This is a genomic window from Oenococcus alcoholitolerans (genome assembly GCF_051852995.1).
In the GTDB taxonomy this organism is placed as follows: Bacteria; Bacillota; Bacilli; order Lactobacillales; family Lactobacillaceae; genus Oenococcus; species Oenococcus alcoholitolerans.
The window spans coordinates 236,526-252,185 of the sequence record NZ_CP176042.1 but is presented as its reverse complement, the minus strand read 5'-3'; the positions used below and the strand labels follow the sequence as shown (position 1 = coordinate 252,185).

Genomic DNA, 15,660 nt, shown 5'->3' with positions numbered 1-15,660 from the left:
ATTTAAAAACCGCCAAACAATGACGGTTTTTTATTGAGCTATTTTTTTCAACATTTTGCCTTCGTCATAAAATAAAAGTACGACAAACATCAAAATATAAATGATCAGCGGGATCCAGATATAATTTAGATCAATGATAGAGATCGTCAGCGGGCTTTGAACTTGATTGGGCGTGTAACCGGAAAATTGAAGCAGGCCAGCAGTTATCATACCGCCAAGGCCAAGGCCCATATTAACACCAAAATCATCGGTCGATGCTAACAAGCCTTCGGCCTGGACCCCCAGCGAGATCCCGTAACGAATAGTATCGGCGATCATGATCGAAACTAAACCAACGACCATCCCATTACCAGTCGAATTTATGAAAATGCCGGTAAAAAGCAAGAGCAGATTATTAGTATAAACAGCAAAAGCCATTATGATCTGACCAAAAAAAGCAATTATCATACCGGTAAGCATTGCCCGCTTTTTTCCATAAAGAGCAGAAAGCTTAACGATCAGCACGACCCCGATCAGAGCAGCAAAAGTAAAGCTATTTGCCCAAGGAAGCAGTCCTTGTCGATTTAAAACGTATCGAAAATAATAAATGGTCGTTTGATTTTTGATCGACATAACCAGCCAATACAAAAATATCACCGACGAAATCACGAACCACGGTCGATTATTTTTTAACATTCGCCAAACCTTTTTTAAGGACTGCTGCGAAATGGCCGGGTAGGTAAATCGCTCATGAACATGGAAAAAAGTATTGATAATAAGCAAAAACGAAATTATCGAGAAAAAAATGATCGTTAACAAAAAACCTGCTTGGCGATTGCCGTGACCAAAAAACGCGACCAGCGGAATAGTGAAAACTGCCACGACGATCTGTACCGAACTGCCAAAAAATTGGCGAATGACACCCAACAAAGTCAATTCTTGTTCATTATTAGAAAGAGTCGGCAAGATCGAAGTTATCGGCAGATTAACTGCAGTATAGAAAAAACCAAGTCCCAGATAAGTTATGTAGGCCCAGGCCAATTTACCATTTGCCGAAAACGGCGGTGTTACAAAAGTCAAAACGGCAAAAATCACATAAGGAAGTGCATACCACAGGAAAAAGGGCCTGCTTTTGCCGTAGCGCGACCTAGTCCGATCAATGATCAAACCAACAATAATGCTTTCAACCAGATCAGCTGAACGAGCAACTAAAAATAAAATTGCCGTTTGACTTGCCGGCAGACCGAAAATATCAGTATAGAAAAAAAGCAGGTAGCTGCTCATCATTTGAAAAATCAAATTGTCGGCAGCATCGCTTAATCCGTAGCTGATCCGTTCAGTCCAACCAGTTTGCCAAGTTTGTTCCATATAAGGCCTCCAAAAAAACTATTTCACTTATTATAAGTCAGTATTAAAAGTTAGTCATGTGCTGAAGAACGATAGAAACTTATTTGTAACATAACTCAATTAACGATTTGGTGTGTGTAAAATAAATCCTATGGATCAAAGAGAGCTTAGTTTAGCTGAAGACATTTTGGAAAAAAATAAAATAGGCAGATATTACTGCGAATACTTGCCTGATTCGATGGAAGAATTGATCTTAGAAAGCAAAAAATCAAATATTCAACTCATTAAAGAAGATGATTTGATTTTTGTTTTAGATAAATTTGAAGAATCTAATAGACATATCGCTGAGGTCTGGGGTCCATATCCGCATCGATCATATAACTTAAATAATTTTAAAAATTATATAAAAAAATACATGCCTTTCAAAGAAAGTTCGCTAAGATTTTTTTTCGATGCAGAAAATTCTGAACTCAGCGACTGGTTAAGCAAACAAAAAGCTGTTTTTACCAACCAAACTATTTGGAAGATGGTCCAGGTAAAATCAGAAAAAAATTTAAAAGCTCAATGGTACGATAAAAAGATCAGCGATCGCGATTTAAGGGCCGTCTCGAATTTACACCATAAATTTTTCTCAATTAATTTATATATCGATCAGCAGCATCCGCTTTTATTGGTATACAAAAACGGAAAGACGGCTGCTTATGCTTCGATCGAAATCGAAAAGAAACTGGGCAGGATCCTGTATTTAGGAGTTGATCCAGATTTCCGCCGACAAGGTATTGCGACAGAACTGCTAGCGGAAATATGGCTTTTCTTTTTAAAGCTAAAGATCAGCGATATTTTCCTAGTTCAATCTGCGAAAGCAGAAGCAGCAGGTAAACTTTACAAAAATTCCGGATTCAAAATATACCGAAAGCTTTTATCAGCAACACTCGACTTGAATAATTAAACATTTTCTAAAAAGAACAACTAAATTAGTTTATTTATAAATTAAAAACTAGTAAACATGTATAAATAACCTTTTTAATTTTCATTTATTATATTTTATTTAAATATAAAGTACAATTAAAAGTGTATAAAAGCATTGTCGTTTTACGGAGGAAAAATGTTTTTAAGCCAAATTATCATCAACCGCAGAAAAGAATTAAAAATATCTCAAATCGAACTCGCGCACGGTATCTGTACTCAAGCAACTATCAGCAAAATGGAAAGACAGGGATTGGCTCCTTCTTCAGACATACTGGTAAAAATATGTCAAAGATTAGAATTATCATTGAATGACCTTTTTTCCGAATTCAATGATAAGGAAAAAAACGAAATCAATGAAAAGATCGAAAAATCTAAAGTTCTCCTTTCCGCTGGTAAATTCAAAGAGGCAGAAAAATCGATCGATTCGATCAACGAAAAAAACGCTGCCGAAAAGGGGCTGATCAATAAAATAAATTTGATAAAAGCCGATTTAGCCTTTGACTGGAAAAAAGATTATGACGAAGCTCAGTTCTTCTTTAATTGGGTCCTTGACCATGATGACGATCCTTTTGAAAATCTTTTAGCACTGAACGGCCTGGGTTCGATCTATCTGCAAAAAGATAAGCATGATCTGGCCAGCTATTATTTTGATCGGATCGACGACCAGCTGATAAAAGAAAAGAATTTTGCTAATAACAAGCAAACGATCGCGATCCTCTTTAATCTGGCTAATTTTTACCTGCTTGAGCAAAATTATAAGAAGAGCCAAAAAGTTATCGAACAGGCACTGACCTCTTCTAAAACCTATAAAAACTTTGACTCGGTCGATAAAATAATCTACTTAAAAGCTTACTTGGCCTCGATCGATAACAAAGAGTCAGAAACAGAAGATTTGATCCAACAGGCTAAAGTATTCGCCGAATTCAATGCTGATCAAGAAATAATCGATGCTATAGATTATTACGAAAAAAATCATCAATTTAAAAAATAATCCGACTATTTAAAAAACCGAACCAAAATGATCCGGTTTTTTATATTAAGTTATTTTCTATCTATTCGTTAGACCGAAGAACTTTCATTTAACCGCGGAGAATCACCGATCCGGCTGTCCGGCACATTGGCACTGCTTTTTTCAGATCTCTTCAATGGAAGGTCGATCTCGGATATTGAAAAATCTGCATCTTCGCCATGTTCTCCCATATCGAGACCGATCTTTTCTTCAGCGGGATCAACACGCATTTTGATAAACGGTTTCAAAACAGCGACAATGATCAAAGAAATAACTCCTGCAAAAACAACAGCAAATAAGGTAGCGAAAATCTGCAAGCTAAACAAATGTACGCCGCCGCCATAGAACAAGCCGTTCAAACTGATCGAAGGATTAACAGTTCGAGTAGCGAAAACACCGGTTAAAATACTGCCGACGATGCCGCAAACACCATGACAGCCAAAAGCATCCAAAGCATCATCTAAACCGATCCTTTTTTTGATCTTGGTCACAAAGAAGTAACTAGCCAAAGCAGAGATCAAGCCGATCCAAAAGGAACCGGCAACAGTAACATACCCGGTCGCTGGAGTAATACCAACCAAGCCGCACAGAGTACCGTTGCAAATTCCTGACAGACTCGGTTTGCCCTTAGCGATCATTTCAACGAACATCCAGGTGATCATCGACGCAGCCGTCGCTACAGTCGTCGTCAAAAATGCTTGAACTGCGATCTGATCAGCAGCTAAAGCAGAACCAGCATTAAAACCATACCAGCCGATCCATAAAATAGTGGTTCCGATCAAGGCCCATGAAAGGTTGTAGTGTTTTTCTTCTTCCCCCTTTTTAACACTCTCTCTTTTACCTAATACATAAGCCAAAACTAAAGCGGTGATACCAGCGTCGATATGTACGACTGTACCGCCGGCAAAATCGATAACCCCGAGTTTTGCCAAAAAACCGTTATCCCAAACCATGTGGACTAAAGGATAATAGATGAAAATCGACCATAAAGCCGTAAAGGCCAGCAGAAAACGAAAACGCATCCGGCCTACAACTGCCCCAACGAACAAAGCTGGTGTGATAACGGCAAACATCATCTGAAACAAAAGGTAGAGACTGGTCGGGATCCTAGTTGAAGTTAGCGCTGTCAGCTTAACTCCGTGCAGCAGAAAGCCGTTCAAGCTGCCAAAAAATCCTCCCGCATCACCGACAAAAGACAGCGAGTAGCCGACCAGGATCCAAAGCAAGACCGCTAGACCGCACATAATGTAGACGGAAGTCATTGTATTGACGACATTTTTTTTCGACCCGAGCCCGCCGTAGAAAAATGCCAATCCTGGTGTCATGAATAAAACTAAAACACTCGAGAAAATTAAGAATACTGTATTAGCTGCGTTCATATTTTAATAATTTAGACCTAATGTCAGCTTTTACCCATCATGCTGTCAACTTTACTCACAATGGTATATACAGCTTGCTTCATTCCACAGATATTAGCTGATCATTTTCTCGAAGCATACAGATCTTTGATGAATTGTAGATTTCTTTTGATCCGTTTATCGATAAACTCATTGACCATTACAACATATTTTTGCAGCAGAAGGACTTCGGCATCTTCATCAATGATCGGATTATGTTTGAGCCCCATACCGTTAGAATTCATAACATCATAACCCTGATCATGCCGGCTGAAAGATAGATCGATGCCGCCGTCAAAAGGAAAGAATCTCAGGTCAAGCAATATTTGTTCCTCTTCTTGATGATCATCAAAAGTATCATTCAGCTGTTCTTTTAAATCGTGATGCTGCTCAAAATCAGTCACCAATTGTCTTCGTTTGGCAAAAAGAGAATCTTGGTGTTGAATATCATCAAGTAATTGGCCAAGGCTGACCATCGAAAAATCATTGATATCGATTATCGACAATCTGCGGGATAAGTTATTGTAATTTTTTAACTGTTCGTTTTTTATTTTTTCGATCTCTTCTTGAGAAAAATCAGTCAAACCAGGGTCTAACGGCCGATCGCCGATCGAAAGTTTTATGCAGTCCAAAAAAAGTCTCGTGATACGCATTGCCAGATCATCATCAATATTTATTGAAAGCCAAGGACGAACTTTGTTGCTCTGCCAACCGATCCTAAGCTTGTTGTAAACAGACTTTCGATGCTTGTTGCGCAACAATTCGATCTTAAATTTTTCATCGATATGGTTTTTGATATGTCCTGCGCCCAATAATTGCTTATTGGTGTCATTAAACTTCAAAAGATTGCGTGTTCTATCGATCAAGATATTCAGCTGATCATTTATATCCGAAGTTTTTTGTGATTCTTGTTCCTGCATATCTTGATATTTTACTATTTTTTTAAAAAACAAACTATTGCGGGCACATAAAAACCCGGCTGTAAAGCCGGGTTTTAGATCGATCAATCGCCGGTCGGATGCCAACCAAAGCGATCATTAAAACTTTTTAAAACATTCAGATCATCTTCCGAAATTTCAAAATCTAATTCGGTATTATTTCTGATGTGCTCGATCGAACGAGCTTTTGGCAACGGCGCTGTACCATTGTCCAAACAAAAGCGCAATGCAAGTTGTGACGTACTTACACCGTATTTATCGGCGATCTTGGTCAATTTTTTGTTAGAAAGCAAAGAACCTGTTGCCAGCGGAGAATAAGCTTGGATCAAAATATCGTTATCCTGAGCTGTCTTTACAACGCTGTCCTGCGTATGACCAATGTAATATTGTATCTGGTCAACGCTGGGCTTAACACGCAGCTGATCCCATTGAAGCAAATTATTCAAATCGTGGCTGTTAAAGTTCGACACACCGATCGCTTTAGCCAGACCTTTATCATAAATATCTTCTAGAGCCCGCCAAACTTCACGATTTTCACGATCAAAATTTGCTCCCATGTCATTCCAAGGCCATGGAGCATGGATGATATAAGAATCAACGTATTCCAAACCTAATTTTTCCAAACTGGATTGGAATTGATCGATAGCCTCTTGATAACTTTTACTCTCGCCGGGAAGCTTGGTCTGTACAAAAATATCTTTTCGATCAAGGCCTGATTCTTTAATGGCTTGACCAACACTGGCTTCGTTATAGTATGCAGCCGCGGTATCGATAAAACGATAACCGACTTTTAGGGCGTTGGAAACTGCATCAAAAGTTTCTTTGCCCGGGCGTGTTTGCCAAGTACCAAAACCAAGTTTAGGTATCTCAATACCGTTATTCAGTTTATAATTTTCAGTTAATACCGTCATAAAAACCTCTTTATAGAAACGCTATCAAAGCAATTTCATTTTTATATTTTAAAATTATCAGCTCATCAAACTAGCGATAAAATTTATCATCGTCGAAATGAGCACCGTACTAAAAATAAAAGACAACAGAGCATGACTTAAGGCGACTTTTCGAAAAACAGTCGTTGAAAAATTCGTATCAGAAACTTGATAAGTCATACCGATCGTGTAGGCAAGATAAGCAAAATCCCAAAAAGCAGGCAGCTGACTGCCATTAAAATCGATACCGCCGTCGCCTTTGCTGTCCAAATTTTGATAAAAAATCTCAGAGTAATGAACAGCATATAAAATGTGGATCAAGTTCCAAGAAGTGAAAATACTCAAAATACAAAATATTATTTTAACCGGGTCGCTTTTGCTGGAAGTAAATAATATCAAACCGATAACCAAGCTGACCAAACTGGCGATGATGATCAACAGATCCAAAATTGGGTAGCGAATAGCTGTTTTCAATGCCATTTCTTGTGTTTTGGATCCTGTATCAGACCGATAGACCATCCATATAAGAACTATTAAAGATAAAGCGGCAGCATCCCAGCCAAGCAGAAAGGACATTTCCCAATTAAAGAAAAATCCCGCAAAAAGTCCCGAACAAATTCCTATAAAAGCTGACAATATGAATCTGTATTTCTTCTGACGCAATGATTTGTCTTTCATAATGGCAGTTTGCCTCATTAGATCAATAATCGATCGATCGGATATGGGGATCGTCTTTGAACAAGTTGAGCAGACGCGAAGGATCGAATCCTTGCGGCAGTTTGACAAACATGCGTACCTGCAGATCGCCATTTCCCTTTTTATCGGCATTTAGATTGATTATCTCAATATCGTTGGCTAAAAGTCTTTTTTGGATAAAATCTATCGAACCGCTGACCTCATCGAATTCGATATTGATCTGTTCCGGTTCGGGCAGCGGCATCCAACTAAAGTTATGACGCAGGATTATCTGTACGAGTAAAACAAGTACCGTTGCCATGACGCCCAGAAAATACATTTTTGCCCCGACGGCCATACCAACGGCAGCAGTCGTCCAAACACCGGCAGCAGTCGTCAAACCATTGATGGCCTGTTTACGGACAAAAATCATACCAGCACCCAGAAAACCGATCCCGCTTACGATTTGGGCCGCTATTCTTGATGGATCTAAGACATAGCCTTTCAGATCGACCAGATCAAAAAAGCCATATTTAGAAACGATCATGATCAAAGCGGCACCTAAAGCAACGATCATATGGGTACGGACACCGGCTTCTTTTAAGCGGCTTTTCCTTTCGTAACCTATAGCAAAACCACAGACACTGGCAACGATCAGCCGCAAAAACAACTCTAAATTTTGAATCAAACCAATTTTTTCCATATTCCTCCTTATACAAAGGAAAAGCGGAATCACTGATAATTCAAAATGATCCTATATGAACAATTTTATCATGCAAAACTGTCAAAAAATAATCAGTTATTGCTTTGAATATCATCCATCGTTTGAAAAGGATGGCTCGTTACGTCAAAAAGTCCTGAGACAGTTAACGGATCATTTTTGACGATCTCATCGATCTCTGCTTTTGATTCGGTCGAATAAACGATCAAACCGCCTGCACCGTCAGTGGTCGTCCCGGCAAAAGTAAGAGTTCCCTGATCTTTTTGCTTTTTTAAATAATCGATGTGGTCAACAACGGCTTGTTGAAAATCTTTTGATGCCGCTGCATCCTTTTTAGGAACTGCGAATTCAATGTAAGTTTCTTTTTCTGACATAAGTTCTCCTTAAATCACTTTTCGATCGTCAAAAATTTCTCGATCGGCAAGCGGGTAGTTTTGATCTTGTTTACTTCAGCTTGTTCATCACGATAACCCAGACCAATGGCAATAATGACATCGTCATCAGTAGTTATACCCAGATTTTTGCGCAAATGATTAGGATATTTTATAAATTGGTAGGCCGGCATCGAAGAAATGCCCTTATCAAAAGCAGCTGTCATCAAGGCTTCGGCAAAAGAACCAAGATCATACAAAGCCCATTTTGAACATTCATGCGGAAGCGTCAGATAAACTACTGCCTGCGCATTATACAAACGGTTTTCTTCAACAGCCATCTTATCCGGCCAATTATCGCCCAAAGCTTTGTTAACAGTCTCAAACCACTGGTTCATGTTTTCTTTGGCTTGACTTGGCCATTGATCGACCGGAGTAAAAGGGATATCAGAATTGCCGGGAATATTTCTTTGATTAAGCTGGCCATGCTCTGCCCGCATCGCTTCCAACTTAGCTCCCATGACTGCATACACATGCTCTGTTTGAGCGTTGACCCATGATGGTGCTTTTTGGGCGATCTTGATGATTTCGATCAGATCTTCTTCTGAAATCTTTTGATCAGTAAAATGCCTGGTAGCACTTCTATTTAAAATAGCTGAATTTGTTTGCATTCAAAACTCCTTTGAAAATTTTTTCATATTTACTTACATCCAAGATGGTTTATCGCCATCGCTTCCAGGTTTATCGATCCCTAAACTTTTATACGAATACTCATCAGGATCAGATAAAGCCTTGACAACGAGATCGGCGACACTTTTGCGAGAAACTTCCGTCCCCTTGAAAGCTTCATTGCGTCCGGTCAATTCATAATCGATCTCATCTTTGTCAGTCAGCCAAGCAGGCCTGATGATCGTGTAATTTAAATCAGATCCTTCCAACGATTCAGCTGACTTGCGAAAACCAGGCAGGTAATCGGCGATCGCTTCTTCATTCCACTGACCAAACTTGCCAGGAATTTCGTGATGAGCGCCAGAAGCACTGATAAAGACAAGCCGCTTCAATCCGTTAGCATCCATTGAGTGAATGATACTTTCAGTCTGTTCTGCGAGATCTATTCCGCCAACACTGGAATAAACGGCATCTAACTCATTTGCTTCGATCGTCTTGGTCAATTTATCGGTATCGAGTACATCCCCATCGACTAATTGAACTCGCGGATCATCGGCATAAGAAGAAAGCCGGTCAGTGTTTTTCAAATACAAAAGCAAACTATTGTTTTTGTCTTTTAATAATCGTTCGATGACTAATCTGGCGATCCTGCCATTAGCTCCTAAAACAAGAACTTTCATAATGACCTCCTAAAATTTGAAACGCTGCTGAAAAATGCTTGATCCTATTAGAAAAATAACTTTTAATTTATCAGGCGAAGAACATTATAAAAGTTGGAGTTAACTCCAAGGCAAGCAATAAACAAAATCATTTGCGAGTAATGGTTATTTTATAAGGCCTCTTCAGTGAATGGATATAATTTTTAGCATTAGCGTTATCAAAAGATCCTAAAATATGGATGCCATCATAAAAACCGACATCGCCCCAATATAAAACGATCCGCGGCTGCGGCGACCAATAGCCGATGTCGTTAGGATGCGGTTTGGCACCAGCGGGCATCCCCGAAGTAGATAGCGGTTTTTGCAGATCAGCAGTATGCTCTTCAAGACCGGAATTAAGTCCCTGTACTCTTACCGTATAAGGAAGCATTGCTATCAATTGACGCGAGGCACTGCTGTTGTTTAAATGGGCAGAAAAATCACGACCATCGATATTGATCGAAACTGCCGTTAGCGATGTTTGATTTCGTCTGGATCCTTTTGAACTGCTATTGCCGGTAATTTTTTTAGTCCTTTGGTTTTGAGCAGCACTTTTGCTGTTTCGAGTAGAATGAGAGCCGGAAATAAAGTAAAAAACAGCCAAAAGCAATAAAATAACGACAATAAGATAAATAATAGCTCTCGTTTTTTTCAAAATAGTCCTCCCTTCTTGATACTGAATTATTGATTAATGAAAAAGCAGCCGATTTAGTCATCAAAGAAAATAGATCGAAGAACACATAACAAGTGAAAACGATTGACCCGATCACTAAAAAGACTGCTTATTCAATTGATCATGTGCATGGTCTAGAAAATAAAATTACCATGCATAAGCTTTAGGAGCTTCTCCACCAGGTCCTGGCCAAATCTCATCAAGCCGCTTTAAAACATCATCAGAAAGTTTGACATCAAGAGCATGCAAACTCTTATCCAATTGTTCAACGGTACGAGGACCGGTAATAGGCGCAGTAACGACTGGATTATGCAGCAGCCAAGCCAAAGCAACTACTGACGGTTCTTCACCGATCTCCTTGCAGAGGTCTTGATATTCTTCCAGCTGCTTTTTATGCTGTTGGATCCTGTTTTCCAAATCAGCTGTATGACGGCGTCCCTTAGAAGACTGATCGAAATCGCCAGCAAGCAGGCCCATACCGATCGGGCTCCAAACGATCAAACCGATATTGTAATACCTAAGTGCCGGAATAACTTCTAATTCCAAAGCACGATTGCTCAAATTATACAAACTTTGCTCAGAAGCCAATCCAAGCATATGCCGTTCTTCAGCTTCTTTTTGAGCAGTCGCGATATTCCAGCCGGCAAAATTACTGCTGCCGACATAAGTTATCTTGCCTTCGCGGATCAATTGACCCATTGCCTGCCAAACTTCGGCCCAAGGGGTATTAGAATCAATGTGATGCATCTGATAAAGATCGATATGATCAGTTTGCAAACGCTTCAGACTGGCTTCGGCAGCTCTTCTGATGTGGTAAGCAGACAATCCGCGGTCGTTTGCTCCAGTTCCCATCGGCTGATAAACTTTCGTGGCCAAAACGATCTTGTCTCGATTTCCAGTCTTAGCAAGCCAGCGGCCGACTATTTCTTCAGACTTCCCATAACCTTTTTTCATGTCCAGGCTTTGTGGTCCGCCATAAACATCGGCTGTATCAAAAGTATTGATCCCTGCTTCTAAAGCTCGATCCATTATTTTAAAAGCAGTTTCTTCGTCGGTCAGCTCACCAAAATTCATTGTTCCCAATACCAGTCTGCTGACTTTTAGGCCGGTACGTCCAAGATTTTTGTATTGCATAATAACCTCCTATTTTTTTAAAAACAACCTGCAACTAAATAATAATAATTTATCAAGATCGAAAAAACCCTTAGAAAATCCGCCTCGGACCCATCCTTCAGTCCAAGGTGCTGACTGCTTGATAAAGGCTTCCACTTTTGAGAAAAACCATTGATCGCCTTTTTTAACAAATTCGTCATTGAACACACCGGGCAGAATATAAGCACCATCTTCACCATTCTTATTTCTGATCGTCAAAAGAGCGATAACATAAAAATTCCCTCTAGCGTGATCACCGTCTGCATCTATATGAATATCATAAGGTGTTATATTATGAAAAGACCACGGCTGCGCCTTTATCAACTTGCGGCATTGTTCTTTAACAGCGTCTTTACCGGTTATTTCTTTGTTTTCTATGATCCACTTGCCGCCTTCTGCAAATAGTCCGGCGATGCCATCAGGATCATAGCCATTATCAAGAAACTGTGCATATTTTGACTTAAGATCTTTGATTTTTTGGATATCTTCAAGCCTTGTCAATCTTCTTTGTATATCATTATCGAATTGCGACATTTTAAAACTCCAAAGCGGATCTGCTTACAATTCAACTGAAGGGCGGATCTTAACTTCATTGATCGAAACATAATTTGGCAGACCGATCGCATAAACGACCAAATCGGCAATATCTTCGGCTTTTAACGCATGGTTTTCTTCATGCCAAGTATCGACTAAGTTTTTAGCCGTCTTCGGATCGCTAATCGATTTATAAAGCTCTGTTTCGACCATTCCCGGCGCGATCAGTGTTGTCCTGATCTTATTTTTGATCTCTTCTTGGCGGACGCCTTCTAAGATAGCGCGAACAGCAAACTTGGTTCCGCAATATACAGCCAAGTTAGGGTAAACTTTATATCCAGCCAGAGAATCTGTCGCTAGAATATGACCATACCCTTGCCTGTGCATGATCGGCAAAACCGCTGAAATACCATTAAGGACACCCATGACATTTATATTCAGCATCTGTTGCCATTCGTCACGGTTATCCTCGGAGACAGCTGCCATCGGCATGATCCCGGCATTATTGAACAAAGCATCTACTTTGCCGAAACGGTCGACCGCCAGCTGAACAAGACTTTTTACTTGCTGATAATCAGTAACATCAGTTTCTTGAAAGGCGATTTGATCAGGATCAAGACCGCTTGCCACTTCTTCGAGTTTTTCTTGACGGCGGGCACCAAAAACGACTTTAGCACCGCCTTTAACTAAAAGCTTAACGGTCGAAGCACCGATCCCGCTAGAAGCACCTGTAACAACAACAACTTTGTTTTCAACAGTCATAAACATCCTCTTTTTTATTTTTTATTGAATCGTATATCCGCCATCGACTGCTATTGATTGGCCAGTGACATAACTTGCGCCATCACTGCAAAGCCAAAGAACAGCTGAACCAACTTCCTCTGGACGGCCGACTCTGCCGATCGGTTCGATAACGTCTGTGATCGCACCGGATTTCTTCATTCTATCAACCATCGGCGTTTCGATCGTTGCTGGGCAAACAGCATTGATACGAATGTGCCTAGTGGCATATTCCAAAGCCGAGCTTTTAGTAAGACCAGTCACAGCGTGCTTAGAAGCATGATAAGCAGATCTTCCCGGCATACCGATCAAGCCGCCGATCGAAGAACAGTTGACGATCGCACGTTCGATCTTTTCGCCCTGCTTGAGCATTTCTTTCAACTCGTATTTCATAGAAATGAAAACGCTCCGCAAATTGACATTGATGACCCGATCGAATTCTGACAAAGCCACATCGGCTGTTTCAACATCGTCAGGCATGATCCCGGCATTATTGAAGGCAAAATCCAATTTTCCATAATCATGGTCGATCTGATCGATCATTTTTTTGACTTGTTCTTCATCTGTCACATCGCAAACGAAATATGATGCTTTGTGACCAGATTTTTTGATATCATCAGTTATTTTTTTGAGAAGTTCTTCTCGGCGGGCGGCCAAAACAACAGTCGCACCAGACTCAGCAAACATTTTTGCGGTCGCCTCACCGATACCACTGCTTGCACCGGTGACCAAAACGACTTTATCATCAAATCTTATATCCATTTCAAGCTCCTTTTGATCTATAAATAAATCTTCCTAAGCTTCTTTTCTTCTGAACAAAATAAAGACCAGACCCAAAATTATGAAGATGAAAGTACCAAATAATGAATAACGCGTACCGATCGAATCGATAAACAAACCGCAAATGTAAGTACCGACAGTGGTACCTAAATTAGCAGCCGTCAAATACATACCATTTGAAAAGACGGTCGCTTCTTTGCCGGCTTGGGTAACGATGTATTGATTCATGTTGGAATTGATACCAGCGAAGAAACCAATAAAGGTGACCCAAACAAATGATAACAAGTTGAATGACCCGAAAAAGAACAATAACAGGTATGAAATCATCAAAGCAAAAGGCAGGATCTTAACGGTCGCTTTGTCGTTTTCTGCCAAAGCCCTTCCGGCAGCGAAGTTACCGATAATATTGGCGATTCCATAAATAAGCAAAGAACTGCTGACAGACGGTGGCGTCAAACCAGTGATCTTTTCCAAGAAATCAGATAAAAAGCTGTAAAATCCGAAAATGGAACCGTTTAGGAAAATAACGATAAACAAAGCTCGGATCATTTCCGGTTTTTTCAGCACACTAACCTGCTGACCGCTTGAAATAGCATTCTCGACTGGTATCGATGGCACGAAGATCAGCGTAGCGATGAATGAAAAAGCGTTGACAGCCATAAAGAAGAACATAGCTGCAGAAAAGGAAATCGAATGAGCGATCAGATTGGTTATCGGCACTCCCAAAACCATTCCGGCAGAGACACCTATAAAGATCCTAGATGAGGCTCGTGCTTCTTGCCCCGGCTCTGCCAGTTCGGCCGCAACTGAAAAGGCCATCGAGATATATAAAGCGTGAAATACCACCGGGATGATACGGGCGGCCAGCAGCAGACCGAAATTACTGGTCAGGGCAGATACTAAGTTGGCGATAACAAAAATCCCTAAGGCCAGCGGCATGGCCGTTTTTCGATTTACTTTAGCAAAAACAAGCGGCATGGTCGGCCCGGCAAAAACAACGACCAAAGCAAAACCGCTGACTAAAAATCCAGCAGTCGGTACACTGACGCTAAAAACTCTCGCGATCAGCGGTATGATACCAACGATCCCCATTTCGGTGTTCAAGATCCCAAAAACACCGATCATTAGTATTAAAACTATTAGGTTATTTCTATTTTTCAAAAAGATACTCCATCCAAAATTTAATCGATTTCATTAAGCTAATTCAAAATGTGCTTCGGTTCCTACCGGATAATTCTTCCAGTCGGCACCATTTGCTTCAATATGGCCTAAATTGACCAATCCTTGGCTATAAGGGATCGGCCGCGCCACTGCTAATTTGCTTAATGAGCATGGAGCCAAGGTCGTTATCGCTGGCCGGCGCGAAGCAAGACTGCAGGAGATATCAAAAGAAGTTAAATTTCCTGAAAACATCGCCTACTCTGTCGCCGATGTAACCGTACCTGAACAGGTCCAAGCAACCATTGATCTAGCGATCGAGAAATGGGGCAGACTTGATGTTACGTTTAATAATTCAGGTATCATGCCTTTAGGTATGCTTGCTGATCCAAGTTATAATATCGATGTTTGGAAGAAAACTTTTGATACTAACGTGATCGGTGTTTTGAATGGCATTAAAGCTTCTTTGCCGCAGATGCACAAACAGAAATCAGGATTGATCATTTCCACTTCTTCAGTTGTCGGCCATGTCGTGATGCCGGCTGGTGCTGCTTATTCAGGATCAAAGTTCGCTGTTAGAGCGATCATGGAAGTTTTGCGCCAAGAAGAACGCGAAAATGGTATTCGTTCATCGATCATCACTCCAGGTGCTACTCGTACTGAATTGACAAATTCGATCGGCAATGAAGCGATCCAAAAAGCGATCACAGAAAGTTCTAATGACGATCTCGATTATGCTGTTCGTCCGGAAGATCTTGCAAATGCCGTTTTGTATATGGTCGACCAGCCGGATCACGTATCAGTTTCCGAATTGATCGTTCGTCCGCGCAAACAAGAGATCTGATCAAAATAAAATACCAAATTAAAAAATCCCAAAAGTT

Annotated in this window: 18 protein-coding genes; 3 read left to right on the top strand and 15 right to left on the bottom strand. The window is 40.4% G+C overall.

Annotated elements, in window-relative coordinates:
• Positions 1 to 30: 30 nt before the first annotated feature.
• On the bottom strand, positions 31 to 1,347 hold the full coding sequence (locus tag ACKP2L_RS01780; protein WP_439425679.1) for a glycoside-pentoside-hexuronide (GPH):cation symporter: 1,317 nt from the start codon (positions 1,345 to 1,347) through the stop codon (positions 31 to 33).
• A 130-nt stretch (positions 1,348 to 1,477) separates the two neighbouring features.
• Between ACKP2L_RS01780 and ACKP2L_RS01775 the strand changes: the two genes are divergently transcribed.
• A complete protein-coding gene (locus ACKP2L_RS01775; protein WP_439425678.1) occupies positions 1,478 to 2,275 on the top strand; it encodes a GNAT family N-acetyltransferase in 798 nt (265 codons plus the stop codon).
• 156 nt (positions 2,276 to 2,431) lie between these two features.
• On the top strand, positions 2,432 to 3,286 hold the full coding sequence (locus tag ACKP2L_RS01770; RefSeq protein WP_439425677.1) for a helix-turn-helix domain-containing protein: 855 nt from the start codon (positions 2,432 to 2,434) through the stop codon (positions 3,284 to 3,286).
• Between the two features lie 68 nt (positions 3,287 to 3,354).
• Here the strand turns inward: ACKP2L_RS01770 and ACKP2L_RS01765 are convergent, their stop codons facing one another.
• The 14 genes from ACKP2L_RS01765 to ACKP2L_RS01700 all read right to left on the bottom strand — a co-directional run bounded on the left by ACKP2L_RS01765 (position 3,355) and on the right by ACKP2L_RS01700 (position 14,782).
• Entirely contained in the window at positions 3,355 to 4,683 is a 1,329-nt protein-coding gene (locus ACKP2L_RS01765) for an ammonium transporter (protein WP_439425676.1), read from the bottom strand.
• 101 nt (positions 4,684 to 4,784) lie between these two features.
• On the bottom strand, positions 4,785 to 5,621 hold the full coding sequence (locus ACKP2L_RS01760) for a hypothetical protein (protein ID WP_439425675.1): 837 nt from the start codon (positions 5,619 to 5,621) through the stop codon (positions 4,785 to 4,787).
• Between the two features lie 83 nt (positions 5,622 to 5,704).
• On the bottom strand, positions 5,705 to 6,550 hold the full coding sequence (locus ACKP2L_RS01755; protein ID WP_439425674.1) for an aldo/keto reductase: 846 nt from the start codon (positions 6,548 to 6,550) through the stop codon (positions 5,705 to 5,707).
• Positions 6,551 to 6,607: 57 nt separating this feature from the next.
• Positions 6,608 to 7,246, bottom strand: a complete 639-nt coding sequence (locus ACKP2L_RS01750; protein WP_439425673.1) for a DUF1345 domain-containing protein — start codon at positions 7,244 to 7,246, stop codon at positions 6,608 to 6,610.
• A 22-nt stretch (positions 7,247 to 7,268) separates the two neighbouring features.
• Positions 7,269 to 7,946, bottom strand: a complete 678-nt coding sequence (locus tag ACKP2L_RS01745; protein ID WP_439425672.1) for an MgtC/SapB family protein — start codon at positions 7,944 to 7,946, stop codon at positions 7,269 to 7,271.
• Positions 7,947 to 8,038: 92 nt separating this feature from the next.
• Positions 8,039 to 8,338, bottom strand: coding sequence for a YciI family protein (locus ACKP2L_RS01740; protein ID WP_439425671.1), 300 nt, complete (start codon positions 8,336 to 8,338; stop codon positions 8,039 to 8,041).
• A gap of 14 nt (positions 8,339 to 8,352) precedes the next feature.
• Complete coding sequence (locus ACKP2L_RS01735) at positions 8,353 to 9,006, bottom strand: nitroreductase family protein (protein ID WP_439425670.1); 654 nt, start codon at positions 9,004 to 9,006, stop codon at positions 8,353 to 8,355.
• A 33-nt stretch (positions 9,007 to 9,039) separates the two neighbouring features.
• Positions 9,040 to 9,687, bottom strand: coding sequence for an NAD(P)H-binding protein (locus ACKP2L_RS01730; RefSeq protein WP_439426185.1), 648 nt, complete (start codon positions 9,685 to 9,687; stop codon positions 9,040 to 9,042).
• Between the two features lie 124 nt (positions 9,688 to 9,811).
• A complete protein-coding gene (locus ACKP2L_RS01725; protein WP_439425669.1) occupies positions 9,812 to 10,357 on the bottom strand; it encodes a cyclophilin-like fold protein in 546 nt (181 codons plus the stop codon).
• A 165-nt stretch (positions 10,358 to 10,522) separates the two neighbouring features.
• Positions 10,523 to 11,509 carry an aldo/keto reductase gene (locus ACKP2L_RS01720; protein ID WP_439425668.1) on the bottom strand — a complete coding sequence of 329 codons (987 nt, stop codon included), beginning with the start codon at positions 11,507 to 11,509 and terminating at the stop codon, positions 10,523 to 10,525.
• A gap of 9 nt (positions 11,510 to 11,518) precedes the next feature.
• Positions 11,519 to 12,061: a nuclear transport factor 2 family protein gene (locus ACKP2L_RS01715; RefSeq protein WP_439425667.1), complete on the bottom strand. Its 543-nt coding sequence runs from the start codon at positions 12,059 to 12,061 to the stop codon at positions 11,519 to 11,521.
• A 24-nt stretch (positions 12,062 to 12,085) separates the two neighbouring features.
• A complete protein-coding gene (locus tag ACKP2L_RS01710; RefSeq protein WP_439425666.1) occupies positions 12,086 to 12,823 on the bottom strand; it encodes an SDR family oxidoreductase in 738 nt (245 codons plus the stop codon).
• A 21-nt stretch (positions 12,824 to 12,844) separates the two neighbouring features.
• Entirely contained in the window at positions 12,845 to 13,603 is a 759-nt protein-coding gene (locus tag ACKP2L_RS01705; RefSeq protein ID WP_439425665.1) for an SDR family NAD(P)-dependent oxidoreductase, read from the bottom strand.
• A gap of 33 nt (positions 13,604 to 13,636) precedes the next feature.
• The gene (locus ACKP2L_RS01700; protein ID WP_439425664.1) at positions 13,637 to 14,782 is read right to left on the bottom strand and encodes an MFS transporter; all 1,146 of its coding nucleotides are present in this window, start codon (positions 14,780 to 14,782) and stop codon (positions 13,637 to 13,639) included.
• Positions 14,783 to 14,939: 157 nt separating this feature from the next.
• Here ACKP2L_RS01700 and ACKP2L_RS01695 point away from each other — a divergent pair, with 157 nt between their 5' ends.
• Entirely contained in the window at positions 14,940 to 15,623 is a 684-nt protein-coding gene (locus ACKP2L_RS01695) for an SDR family oxidoreductase (protein ID WP_439425663.1), read from the top strand.
• The last annotated feature ends 37 nt before the right edge of the window (positions 15,624 to 15,660 follow it).